Source organism: Paenibacillus sp. FSL R5-0470 (assembly GCF_037975205.1).
GTDB lineage: Bacteria > Bacillota > Bacilli > Paenibacillales > Paenibacillaceae > Paenibacillus_AQ.
The window spans coordinates 5,540,895-5,553,537 of sequence record NZ_CP150238.1 but is presented as its reverse complement, the minus strand read 5'-3'; the positions used below and the strand labels follow the sequence as shown (position 1 = coordinate 5,553,537).

Below are 12,643 nucleotides of genomic sequence, written 5' to 3'. Positions count from 1 at the left end.
AATAACAATAAGCTTGGAGGGTTAAGAGATGAGTGAATTGAATGCACCGTTCTCGGGAGGTCCGACTTTAAATGATGGAGTGACCATGCCGTGGCTAGGCCTTGGCGTGTATCAGACTAAAGATGGGGAAGAGGTTATTCACGCGGTCAAGACCGCAGTGGAGCTTGGATATCGCAGTATTGATACGGCTGCAGGTTACAATAACGAAGAAGGTGTAGGTCAGGCTATTCGTGAATGTGGAGTGGCCCGTGATGAACTGTTTATTACGACGAAAGTGCGCAACCCTGATCAAGGCTATGAATCAACGCTGAAAGCGTTCGAAGTTAGCCGGCGCAAGCTGGGACTGGACTATATAGATTTGTATCTCATACATTGGCCGGTGGCAGGAAAGTATCGGGAGACTTGGAAGGCTCTGATTCATCTGCAAAAAGAGGGTCTCATCAAATCTATCGGTGTGAGCAATTTTCAGATTCATCATCTGAAGGATATCATCGAGGACACTAGCGTAGTTCCAGTGGTAAACCAGGTGGAATTCCATCCGCTATTGACTCAGCGCGAGTTGCTGAAGTATGCCAATGAGCAAGGGATCCAGCTTGAAGCGTGGAGTCCGCTTATGCAAGGAAACCTAGATCTCCCCCTTCTTAAAGAGCTGGCTGGAAAGTATGATAAGACCCCTGCTCAAATTGTACTTCGTTGGGATTTGCAGCAAGGCGTAATTACGATTCCAAAATCGGTACATGCGGATCGAATTAAGGAGAATGCGGGATTCTTTGACTTCACGCTTAGTGATGAGGATGTTAAAGCCATCGAAAATTTGAACAGAGACCATCGTTTCGGTCCGGATCCGGACAATTTTAATTTCTAAAAATTACGAATACAAGCCAAACAGCAAGCCACCGATACGGGGACTTGCTGTTTGGCTTGTCGCTTATTGGATGGAGACGTTATATTTACGCAGCCAGAGATCTACTTGAGCTAGGTAAGCAAACAGCTGAGGACCGGACATGAGCTGACCGAACCAAGGCAGATTGGTAGAGGATTCTGGGGAAGCGGCGATCTCACGGATTTTGGCAGCATCGATTAAAGGAAGTATAGGCGAAGTTGAGTCATCTAGAATGTTCAATACTTGTGTTCGTACTGCGTTTAAATAGGCTGGATTGTGGGTTTTCGGGTAAGGACTTTTTTTGCGATATAGCACATCATCTGGAAGAATTCCCTCAAGCGATTTGCGCAAAATCCCTTTTTCACGACCGTTCAGGTTCTTGATTTCCCAAGGAATATTAAAGACATATTGAACGAGGCGATGATCACAATAAGGAACACGTACCTCTAGTCCGGCGCCCATACTCATTCGGTCCTTACGGTCGAGCAAAGTAGGCATGAAGCGGGTGATGTTTAAATAGGACATTACGCGCATTTGTGCTTGTTTACCTGTCTCCCCATCTAATGTTGGGACTTCGGCTACTGCATCACTGTATCTGTCACCCAAATATTCCAGCGGCCGAATCCATTCATTAACTTCAGGGGATAATAGACTTGCACGCATTTTAGGAGCAACTGACCAAGGAAAAGTGCCCGAGGAGAGCATCTCCTCCCGGTGGAACCAAGGATATCCGCCAAAAATCTCATCGGCAGCTTCGCCGGAGATGGCTACAGTAGCATTCTTTTTAATCTCACGGCAAAATAAATACAAAGAAGAGTCCACATCGGTCATCCCAGGTAAATCGCGTGTGTACAGCGCATTATCAAGTGCTTCTACAAGCTCTGGCGTATCAAATGAGATATAGTGATGGTTCGTATTTAATTCATCGACCATTCGCTTAATCCATGGACCATCTGCTCCGGGCTGAAAAGTATGGCTCTTGAAGTGCTTGTCGTTGTCGACATAATCGACGGAATACGTATCCACTCGTCCCTGACCATTTCGGTTGTAGTAATCGACTGCAAGTGCTGTTAGCGCACTGGAGTCCAGCCCTCCTGACAAGAGCGAGCAGACTGGAACATCTGAAACCAGTTGGCGTTCGAGCGTATCCTGCAGCAGTTCACGTACTTTAGCGGCTGTCTCTGCTTCATTGTCAGTATGTTTTGCGCTTTCCAGCTTCCAATAAGCGTAACTACGCAGACCTTCACGACTATAGATCATGGCATGCCCCGGACGAAGCTCCTGCATATCCTTATAAACACCGTGTCCTGGCGTACGGGCTGGACCGATAATAAAAATTTCCGCTAACCCTTCGGGCCCGACTATTGGCTGTACCTTGGGGTGCTGCAGCAGCGCCTTAGGCTCTGATCCGAAAACTAAGACGTCATCCACTTTACTATAGAACAGAGGCTTCACACCTAAGCGGTCACGTGCAAAAAAGACCTGATCCCGAAGTCCGTCCCACACTGCAAAGGCAAAGATCCCATTGAGCTTTTCTGCACAATCCGGTCCCCATTCGATATAGGCATGCAGCAGAACCTCGGTGTCACATTGGGTACGGAATTGATGACCCCGCTGCTTAAGTTCTTGTTTGAGCTCGGGTGCGTTATATAATTCGCCATTGTACACAATCGCGTATACCTGTTCGTCATGGCGGGTGATCATAGGCTGCGCGCCGTTCTCTGGATCGATAACGCTAAGTCTGCGGTGACCGAATGCGCAAGGACCTGAAATCCAAGTTCCAGCTGCATCGGGTCCGCGGTTTGCTAAAGTTTCAGTCATTTTGACCAGCAACTGCGAGTGCTGCGTGAGATCTCCGCGCCACTGGATAAATCCGGTTATTCCGCACATGATGGTTCATCCTCTCTTTTTGTGCGATTGTTGTCCTTACTTTTTTGCCAAGTAATACAGATATATGCCGAAGGAAGGCATAAAATGTATGTCCTTATCCGAACACTAGGGGAGAGAGGAATTTGCCAGGAGGGAAGGATGACAGGTGTATTATATTAAAGATGCCAAAATTCGCAGAATGATGGAGTATGACGGTGCGCCTTGTGCAGAAGTAGGTGTATTGCCAGGTGCTGTTAGTGATCCTGCGCTTTTGGTGTATATCGTGGAAGATCAGCGCGAGGAAGGATACGAGATTGTCCGTATCCTCACTAACGACGCGGATACTTCTACCGATTGGTTTGATAACAATATGCATGACGCTTTTAAAGATGTTACTTCGAGCGCGTTTACAGGCAGTACGATTATGTCGCCAGAAGATGAACGTTCTAAATTTCAGAGAGAATTAATGACATACGGAGATTTAAAAAAGCAGCTGGAGCAGCATTTTCGGAATTTGGAGTAATATGGAGTAGATACGAGGGTATCCGTAAGCTATGAAAATAGCTAGGATACCCTTGTTATTATTAAAATAGGATTAAGATTACTTATTTTCCAAAATGTTTGATCTTGAAAATTCTGCTGAATAAGGTATAATAAATATCGTTGCGTCAATACATATCATTAATTCTTATATGTCCCGGTAGCTCAGCTGGATAGAGCATGCGCCTTCTAAGCGCACGGTCAGGGGTTCGAATCCCTTCCGGGACGTCAAGTAACAGCCTTCCTTCGGGAAGGCTGTTTTTGCGTGCAGAGCATCCTCGCCAAAGTAAGTAAACTGAAGCTCTGATAGATAATTAGGGAAAATCTCCCTATAATTCAGAGCTTTCTGCTCAATAGACTAATAATTAGGGAAATCCTCCCTGTAATTTAACTAATTCGTTGGCGAATATAGATATTCCCCCGATTTTTAGGGAGGATTTCCCTCTTTTCATTCATTTCAAGCAATTATCGGCTAAATACAGGGAGCTTTTCCCTAATTATACGAAAAGAAGGTGCCGAGAAAGTAGCTTTCACTACTTTCTCGGCACCTTGAGCCTTCACGTGAGAAGGTTGTCTTGCATATGCCCACCGCTAAAGAAGCGGCCAGATCTCCTCCCAGACAGTGTCTAGAATAGCCTGCATATTATCTTCCATACTGTTAATAGCGATTACCACTTGTGCATCCGGTACAACAATGCAGAATTGACCATGAGCGCCATCGGCACGATAAGCATCGTGCGTACACAACCAGAATTGACAGCCGTACCCTTGGCCCCAATCACCAGCTCCGTTATTTTCGATCTGCTTTTGTGTAACAAAATCAACCCAAGCTGCGGGAATAAGCTGCTGTCCCTTCCACATTCCTTTTTGCAAAAGAAGCTGTCCAAATCGGCTTAGTTCTTCCGTATTGATCTGAAGTCCGGCACAACCGAGGGTGATCCCTTGAGGGGCCGTTTCCCAATCGACGTTTTCTATGCCTAGTGGGGTAAAGAGACGGGGAACGAGGTAATCTTTTACGGTTTGTCCGACACGGGCCTGAACCATTGCAGAGATCATAATGGTATCCCCGCTGCTGTAGGTAAACTGTTCCCCAGGAGGTCTGTCTAAAGGTAGCGATAGATAATGTTGTATCCAATTTACATCCTTCAAGGCCATTCTTTCTTCAACCCAAAACGGTGGGGAATCATGCCCTGTACTCATACGTAGTAAATCGAACAAGGTCAACTCCCCAGGTTGCATGGAAGGAAGGACTTCTTTATGAGTGAATGCATATTCTGGAAACACATCCTTAAGTGTTGTATTTAGTGATAGTTTTCCTTCTTCGATGGCTAGACCCACCGCCATGCATGTAAAAGATTTGCTGACCGAATGCTGCAAGCGCCGAATATCCTCTGCGAGATCCACTTTCCCCACTAACGTTCCATTTTTAAGCACAAGAACATTGAACACATTCAATCCACGTTCGCGGATCTGGGCTTCGAAGCGAGTCATGTTTAACATAAAATGTAGCCCTCTCTTTCTTAGATTCCAAGCTGGGATTAGGAAGTTTGGTAGTCGAAATCATTGAAAATGATGTGGAAACGTTTCCTCTGACTAGATATTAAATAGCTAAATCGATGCTATTCTATTCTTATTTTAAAGTCAATGCAAGCAGAAAGACTACTATTTAACATCGAAACAATTAAAATTTAAAACGAATTTGAGATGCAAATCATTTTTAGTCATAAATCATAGGTTGACTTCTAAAAAATATCTGTCCATAATGAACGTATTAAGCGATTTAGATCCGAAAACAGTCAAAATGATGTCATGGGAAACGTTTCCCATCATTTTATGCGTTTCCACTAAGCTGATTATATCAGGTGCAGGGGGAGCTCATTATAGGGGTGAAACAGGGGGAATTATGAATATCAAGGATATTGCAAGGCTATCAGGCGTTGGTATCGCCACGGTCTCCAGGGTAATTAATAACTCCGGTGTCGTAAGTGATGCAACCAGAGCTAAAGTAATGGCTGTTGTAAGAGAACATAATTACATTCCAAATGGAAATGCAAGCAATCTGAAAAAAACGCGTTCTAATACGATAGCGCTTATGGTTAAGGGGATTGCAAATCCGTTTTTTGCAGACATGATCAAAGAAGTAGAGCGTCAAGTGAATCTGCGCGGCTGCCCGCTTCTGATCCAGCATGTTGAAGATGGAGTGGATGAGATCAATGCTGCTCTTCAGCTTGTGAAGGAAAAGAATTTATACGGGGTAATCTTTATGGGTGGTACATATGACCATTCTGAAGAAAAATTCAAACAATTGCCGATCCCATTCGTTTTGACTACCATCACGACTACGAAGGATGTTGATCCTGCTGTATTCTCCAGTGTGATCATTGATGATATGCAAGAGTCTTATAAAGCTGTGAGCTATCTAATTTCACTCGGACACCGGAACATTTGCTTTTTGGCCAGATTTCCTTTGGTTCAGCATACTACCGGAAACCGTCGTCTTATGGGTTATATTAAGGCGCTTGAGGATCATGGGATTGAGTATGATGCTTCCTTGGTAGAGGATTGTGAATACAGTCCAAGTTCTGGTTTCACGGCTACGAAAAGACTGCTTAATAAGAAAAAAGATATCACCGCTGTATTTGCCGCATCAGATACCATCGCTATCGGAGCTGCCAAGGCTTTATTGTCTTTGGGTCTATCGATTCCAAATGATATTTCGATCATCGGATTTGACGGTATAGAGATGGCAGAATACTATCACCCATCGCTGGATACGATTAGCCAACCTGGGGTGGATATGGCGAAAGCCAGTGTTGAAATTCTGTTTGACCTGATTTCGGGACAATCGGAGAACAAACATGTGGTATTCGAGTCTGTTTTGGTAAAGCGGGGATCTTGCAAGAAGATTAATAAACAAGCATAAACGCCTTCGGCATAATTTCTTATATTTTAAAAAAAGGTTCCGTAAGGAGATGACATATGGCACTTCTAACCGTTGAGACTGGTTCTCCTACCTTAAGAATGACAACGTCCATCAGTATCATCTCCCCCGTTGATTCGGGCAATACCACCGGAGGAACGCTCTATCTGTTACATGGTGCTGGCGACAATGCTAGCACATGGTACAGGCTGACTACCATTGAGCAGTATGCTAACAAGTATGGCTGTACAGTCATAATGCCTCAGGTAGGAAGAAGCTATTATACAGATATGGAGTACGGCCTGGATTACTTCCACTATGTTACGCAAGAGCTTCCTGAGCTTTGTGGCCGAATGATGAGGCTGGATGATGATCCGCAAAAGACGTATGTTGCCGGACTATCGATGGGCGGATATGGGGCACTAAAATGTGCACTTACCTATCCTGAGCGTTACAGCAAAGTAGTTTCCTTATCAGGCGTTACAGATATTCAGAAAAGATTGAAAGACCCGCAAATGTCTTCGGATATGGCGAGGGAGATGGCAGGCACTTTCGGAAAACGCTTACAAGTTAAGCCGGATCAAGATCTGTATGCTTTAGCGGCTAAATTGGTCGACGATAAACGTAAGCTGCCTTCAATTTTGACCTGCTGTGGCTCGGAAGATCCATTTGTGGAGATGAACCGGGAATTTGCTTCTCATATGCAAGCGAGTCCCTATACATTTCAATATGTTGAGACTCCGGGAACACATGAATGGAGATTCTGGGAGGAACATCTGAAGACAACTTTTGATTTTTTGTACAACTAAGAGCAATGAGCAATTGCAGAAAGAGATATTATGGAGGATTTGAGATGAAAGACCAGCAACTGACGTCCCTGTTGAACCAGATGACGCTTGAAGAGAAAATAGCACAATTGCAGCAGCTAGCTGCTAATTTCTATGAAGGAGCGGAAGAAGGAGGGCAAATCACTGGCCCTATGGCATCCATGGGGATTACGGATCACATGATTGAGAACAGTGGTTCAGTACTTGGACTATCGGGCGCAGAGCAAGTCATTGCCGTCCAAGAAGCTCATTTACGTAAAAATAGATTGGGTATTCCATTGTTGATGATGGCGGATATCGTGCACGGCTTTAAGACGATTTTTCCGGTGCCATTGGCGATTGGCTGCTCTTGGGATATGGAGCGAGCAGAGCTAAGCGCCGAGATTGCGGCTAAAGAAGCGGCAGTCTCCGGTGTACACGTCACTTTTGCACCTATGGCGGACCTTGTTCGAGACCCGCGCTGGGGACGAGTGATGGAGTCTACTGGTGAAGATCCTTATTTGAATGGTAGGTTTGCCCGTGCATTTGTACGCGGATTTCAGGGGAATGACTTGACGGATGATGTAAATCGTCTGGCGGCTTGCGTTAAGCACTTTGCAGCCTATGGTCTATCCGAAGGCGGACGGGATTATAATACGGTCGATTTATCAGAACGTCAGCTACGAGAATATTATCTGCCAGCCTATCGTGCAGCACTGGATGAGGGTGCAGAAATGGTTATGACTTCGTTCAACACGATTGATGGGATTCCAATAAGCGGAAACGTTAAGCTGCTTCGTCAGCTGCTGCGTGAGGAATGGGGCTTTGACGGCGTGTTGATCTCCGATTGGGGCGCGGTGAAGGAACTGATCCCGCATGGTGTCGCCGAGGATGAGGCTGAAGCAGCACTTAAAGCTATCAAAGCTAGCGTGGATATTGAGATGATGACAGAGTGTTATGTGCACCAATTGCCAGCTCTTGTAGCTGACGGGCAAGTGGATGAAAGTATCATTGATGAAGCCGTACTTCGTATTTTGAAATTGAAGCAAAGACTGGGCTTGTTTGAGAATCCGTTACGTGGGGCAGATATAGAGAAAGAGCGCGAGGTAATTTTCTGTGATGCTCACCGGACAGCAGCGAGAGAATTAGCGGTTAAATCCTGCGTTCTACTGAAGAATGATCAGGTTCTGCCGCTTGCGACAGAGCAGCGGATTGCGCTAATCGGACCGTTTGCTAATAACGGAGATATTCTTGGACCATGGTCCTGGTTGGGTTCAACAGAAGAAGCTAGCCGTCTTGCTCCAGCTTTTGAAGTTCGTGCAGCTGCAGGTAAGGTTACCGTTGCAGAAGGCTCCGGGATTGAGAGCTTTACAGAAGAGCAATGGCTGGAGGCGAAAGCGGCAGCGCTGGAAGCCGATGTGATTGTGCTGGCGCTTGGAGAACATTCGGATATGAGCGGAGAAGCTGGAAGTCGTTCAGATATCCGATTGCCGGAAGCGCAGCGTGAGCTTTTGCAACGTATGAAGACGTTGGGTAAGCCTGTTGTTGTGGTGTTGTTTAACGGACGCCCACTGGATCTTAGTGGTGTGATCGAGAATGCGGATGCTATTCTGGAAGCCTGGTTCCCAGGAAGCGAGGGCGGTGCGGCGATTACCAGTCTACTGTATGGTGACGAGAATCCGTCAGGAAGATTAACGATGTCTTTCCCTGTATCTGTTGGGCAAATTCCGGTCTATTACAATCATTTCAACACTGGACGTCCTCTACATGCACCGGGTGCGGACAAGCGTTATGTCTCACAATATTTGGACATTCCTAATGAGCCGTTCCTGCCATTTGGCTTTGGTCTTAGTTATACGACATTTAGCTACAGTGAACCGATCCTTTCCGGTGAAATAATGACGAAGGATCAGCCTATTAAAGTAACTGTTACGGTGACTAATACAGGCAATGTACAAGGTGAAGAGGTAGTGCAGCTCTATATCCGAGACATTTCAGGAGAAGTTGTTAGACCAATGAAGGAACTGAAAGATTTTGCTAAGATCAGCCTCTCCCCGGGAGAAAGCCAGGAAGTGAGCTTTACGCTTACAGAAGAACAGCTTCGTTACTATCATAGCGACTTAAGCTTTAGCAGTGATCCGGGACAATTCAAATTGTTTGTGGGTCCAAATAGCCAAGAGGTTAAAGAACGCGATTTTCGCTTAACATTAGCTTAAGTAGAATATATACGACACAGGCTGTCGTAATAGAGGAGTGCAAGAATATGACTACTAATATGAATTCTAACATCCATTTAAACGCTGGAGACTTATCATTCACTTTTACAAACAGCGGGGACTTGTTCCAAGTTCTCCATGAACGGACAATGATCAATCAATTGCTGCCTAATATTGTGGATGGCTCCTTATCCAATCTATATTTACGTATTCATAGTAATGGAAGCATTCAAGCTGTTCCTTTGCTGGGCATTCATTCTTCAAGCACTGTACGTAAGGCTGGGAACCGCTTGGTTTGGGAAGGTACTGCGGAAAATATCGAGTATCAGGTTATTTTTACTCCGACGGCTCAAGGCGCTTGGTTCTGGGACGTGAAGCTTAAAGGGCAAGATGCAGATGTGGATCTCGTGTACGGACAAGATGTGGGTATTGCCGATATCGGTGCTGTTCGCAGTAATGAAGCCTATCTGTCACAGTATATTGACCACGCCGTATTCGAGGATCAGTCAAAGGGATATGTAGTATGTTCCAGACAGAATCAACCGCAAGGTGGCAAATTTCCATATCTACAACAGGGTGCAATCACTAAGGCAGCAAGCTTCTCAACAGATGGTTTCCAATTCTTTGGATTGTCTTATAAAGAGACCAATCAACCAGAAAGCCTGAGCCGTGAGCAATTAAGTAATGAAATCTATCAATATGAATTCGCTTATACTGCGCTGCAATCGGAGCGGGTGAAGCTGAGTGGGGAAGCCCGGTTTGTATTTTATGGATTGTTCAAGCAAGATCATCCAGAAGCGATTACCTCGTTAGAATTCACGAAGGATGTTGCTGCGGCTTGGGAAACGGTAAAAGAGTTGCCTTTAGAAGCTGAAGCACCGCTCGAGCGTTCTTTCTTGACAAAAGAGCTGGGAGCACCACTAGCTGCAAATTCTCTGACGAGCGAAGAGATCGAAGCCTTGTTCCCGGTTCGCTATCAAGAGGAAAAAGAGGGAGACCAGCTTCTGTCTTTCTTCACGGAAAATTATGAGCATGTTGTATTAAAAGAGAAGGAACTTAAGGTAGAGCGTCCTCATGGTCATATTCTAATGAGTGGGGATAATGCCCGACTTAACGATAAGGTAATCACTACGACTTCCTATATGTACGGAATATTTAACTCTCAAATCGTTATTGGCAATACCAATTTCAACAAGCTCATGACCAATGCCAGAAATGCACTTAACATTCCAAAGGCTTCAGGACAAAGAATCTATGTACAGTGGAATGGCGAATATCGCCTCTTGACCATGCCTTCATTGTTCGAGGTTGGTTTCAACTATGCCCGTTGGTATTACAGAACAGATGGCGAATGCTTTATTATTACGAACTACACTACTGCAGATTCTCCGGAGATATTCCTGAATGTGCGTACGGAAAGTGGAAAAGCTTATCGCTATCTAGTCACTAATCAAATCACTATGAACGTTAACGAATACGAGCTTCCATATCAATTCAAACAAGAAGAGGGAACCGTAACCTTCTCGGCTGATAGAAGTGCACTAAGTGCAGGAGAATATCCTGATCTGCAATATAAATTCCAGGTACAGGGAGCGGATTTCACTCTTCAAAATGAAGGTAGACTTGTCTCTCATGCTGACCAGTCAGATGCGCCGCTAGCTATTCTGGAACTGTCGGAGAGCATTGAATGGACATTGAACATTCAAGGTCTTCTGGATGGTAAGGAGATTCAATCGAGCAGCCGTACAGCCGAAGAGGAGATTTCCGCATACCGCGAGTTCTACAGCGGGGTTATGAATGGCTTCCGCTTGACGTTAGGTGATGGGTCCGAAGGTGAGTTGTTTAAGGTAAATGCTCTAGCTTGGTGGTATACACATAATATGCTCGTCCATTATTCAGTCCCTCACGGATTGGAACAATACGGCGGCGCTGCTTGGGGAACCCGTGACGTGTGTCAGGGACCAGTGGAATACTTCATGGCTACGCAAAAATACGATCAGGTTCGCGAAATATTGCTGACCCTGTATGCTCATCAATATGAAGATGATGGTAACTGGCCACAGTGGTTCATGTTTGATAAATATACGAAGATTCAGCAAGAGGAGAGCCACGGAGATATTATTGTATGGCCACTCAAAGTGCTTGGAGACTATTTGGCGGTAACGCAAGACTACAGTATTTTGCAAGCGACTGTGCCTTATACTCGTAAGCATAGCTTTGATTTTACAGAGGAAAAAGCGACGCTGCTGGATCATGCACGGAAGGAAGTTGCTTATATTAAGAATCACTTCCTGCATGACACGCATTTGTCTTCTTACGGTGATGGTGACTGGGATGATACACTCCAACCGGCTAATCCACAGCTGAAGCAGTACATGGTTAGCAGCTGGACAGTGGCGCTTACCTATCAGACATTGAATCAGTTCTCAGAAGTGCTTCATAAAGTTGATCCAGCAGGTTCGGAAGAGCTGAAAGCGATGGTGGAGGGAATCCGTGAGGATTTCAACACACATATGCTTCAATCTGAGGTAATTCCAGGCTTCTTGTATATGGAGGACCCAGAGCAAGTGAAGCTTATGGTACATCCAAGTGATACGGAAACAGGGATCCAATACCGTCTGCTGCCAATGACGCGCAGTATGATCAGTGAGCTGCTTACACCAGAACAAGCCGAAGCCCACTATGAAGTAATCCAGGATAAACTGTTCTGTCCAGATGGCGTTCGTCTGATGAACCGTCCAGCTCAATATGTTGGCGGCGTAAGCACCCATTTCAAACGTGCGGAGCAAGCTTCTAACTTTGGTCGGGAAATTGGACTTCAATATGTACATGCACACATCCGTTATGTAGAAGCTATGGCTAAGCTAGGGAAAACCGATCAGGTCTGGAATGGCCTAGCGGCGATCAATCCGATCGGAATCCGCGACGTGGTGCCAAACGCTGAACTACGTCAGGCTAACTCTTATTTCAGTAGCTCGGATGGTAAATTTAACACCCGTTACGAGGCGCAGGAGAATTTCGATAAACTGCGTAATGGTGACGTAGCGGTTAAAGGTGGCTGGAGAATCTATTCAAGCGGTCCTGGGATCTACATGAACCAGTTGATCTCGAATGCACTGGGGATCCGTACGGAAGGCGGAGATTTAATCGTCGATCCAATTCTGCCGGAGTCGCTGGACGGAATGCGCTTTAGCTTTGAATATGCAGGCACTAAGGTAGACTTTATTTATCACCTTACGGGCTCTGATAACAGTCGGATTACTGTTAACGGTACAGAATTGCAAGCCGAAGGTACGCTTAATCGCTACCGTAGTGGTGGTATCCGTATCAAACGTGAGGACTTTGATCGTCTCTGCGTAGAAGCTGGAAATGTGATAGACATTTATAAGTAAGATAATAAAAGAAGGGC

General features: G+C 45.4%; 8 protein-coding genes and 1 tRNA gene. 7 read left to right on the top strand and 2 right to left on the bottom strand.

What is annotated here, in order from left to right:
* Positions 1 to 28 precede the first annotated feature (28 nt).
* Positions 29 to 865, top strand: coding sequence for an aldo/keto reductase (locus tag MKY99_RS24570; protein ID WP_339266836.1), 837 nt, complete (start codon positions 29 to 31; stop codon positions 863 to 865).
* A 63-nt stretch (positions 866 to 928) separates the two neighbouring features.
* Here MKY99_RS24570 and asnB read toward each other — a convergent pair whose 3' ends face one another.
* Positions 929 to 2,773: an asparagine synthase (glutamine-hydrolyzing) gene (asnB, locus tag MKY99_RS24565; protein ID WP_339266835.1), complete on the bottom strand. Its 1,845-nt coding sequence runs from the start codon at positions 2,771 to 2,773 to the stop codon at positions 929 to 931.
* 145 nt (positions 2,774 to 2,918) lie between these two features.
* Here asnB and MKY99_RS24560 point away from each other — a divergent pair, with 145 nt between their 5' ends.
* Positions 2,919 to 3,275 (top strand): hypothetical protein, encoded by a 357-nt coding sequence (locus tag MKY99_RS24560; protein WP_339266834.1) that lies wholly within the window; start codon positions 2,919 to 2,921, stop codon positions 3,273 to 3,275.
* Positions 3,276 to 3,446: 171 nt separating this feature from the next.
* Positions 3,447 to 3,520: transfer RNA gene (locus tag MKY99_RS24555), tRNA-Arg, on the top strand.
* A gap of 363 nt (positions 3,521 to 3,883) precedes the next feature.
* Here the strand turns inward: MKY99_RS24555 and MKY99_RS24550 are convergent.
* Positions 3,884 to 4,792 carry a serine hydrolase gene (locus MKY99_RS24550; RefSeq protein ID WP_339266833.1) on the bottom strand — a complete coding sequence of 303 codons (909 nt, stop codon included), beginning with the start codon at positions 4,790 to 4,792 and terminating at the stop codon, positions 3,884 to 3,886.
* A gap of 403 nt (positions 4,793 to 5,195) precedes the next feature.
* Here MKY99_RS24550 and MKY99_RS24545 point away from each other — a divergent pair, with 403 nt between their 5' ends.
* The 4 genes from MKY99_RS24545 to MKY99_RS24530 are packed head-to-tail and all read left to right on the top strand — an operon-like array spanning position 5,196 to position 12,626.
* Positions 5,196 to 6,215 (top strand): LacI family DNA-binding transcriptional regulator, encoded by a 1,020-nt coding sequence (locus tag MKY99_RS24545; RefSeq protein ID WP_042191311.1) that lies wholly within the window; start codon positions 5,196 to 5,198, stop codon positions 6,213 to 6,215.
* Between the two features lie 56 nt (positions 6,216 to 6,271).
* Positions 6,272 to 7,021, top strand: a complete 750-nt coding sequence (locus MKY99_RS24540) for an alpha/beta hydrolase family protein (RefSeq protein ID WP_042191309.1) — start codon at positions 6,272 to 6,274, stop codon at positions 7,019 to 7,021.
* 44 nt (positions 7,022 to 7,065) lie between these two features.
* The gene (bglX, locus tag MKY99_RS24535) at positions 7,066 to 9,234 is read left to right on the top strand and encodes a beta-glucosidase BglX (protein WP_339266830.1); all 2,169 of its coding nucleotides are present in this window, start codon (positions 7,066 to 7,068) and stop codon (positions 9,232 to 9,234) included.
* 47 nt (positions 9,235 to 9,281) lie between these two features.
* On the top strand, positions 9,282 to 12,626 hold the full coding sequence (locus tag MKY99_RS24530) for a cellobiose phosphorylase (protein ID WP_339266828.1): 3,345 nt from the start codon (positions 9,282 to 9,284) through the stop codon (positions 12,624 to 12,626).
* The last annotated feature ends 17 nt before the right edge of the window (positions 12,627 to 12,643 follow it).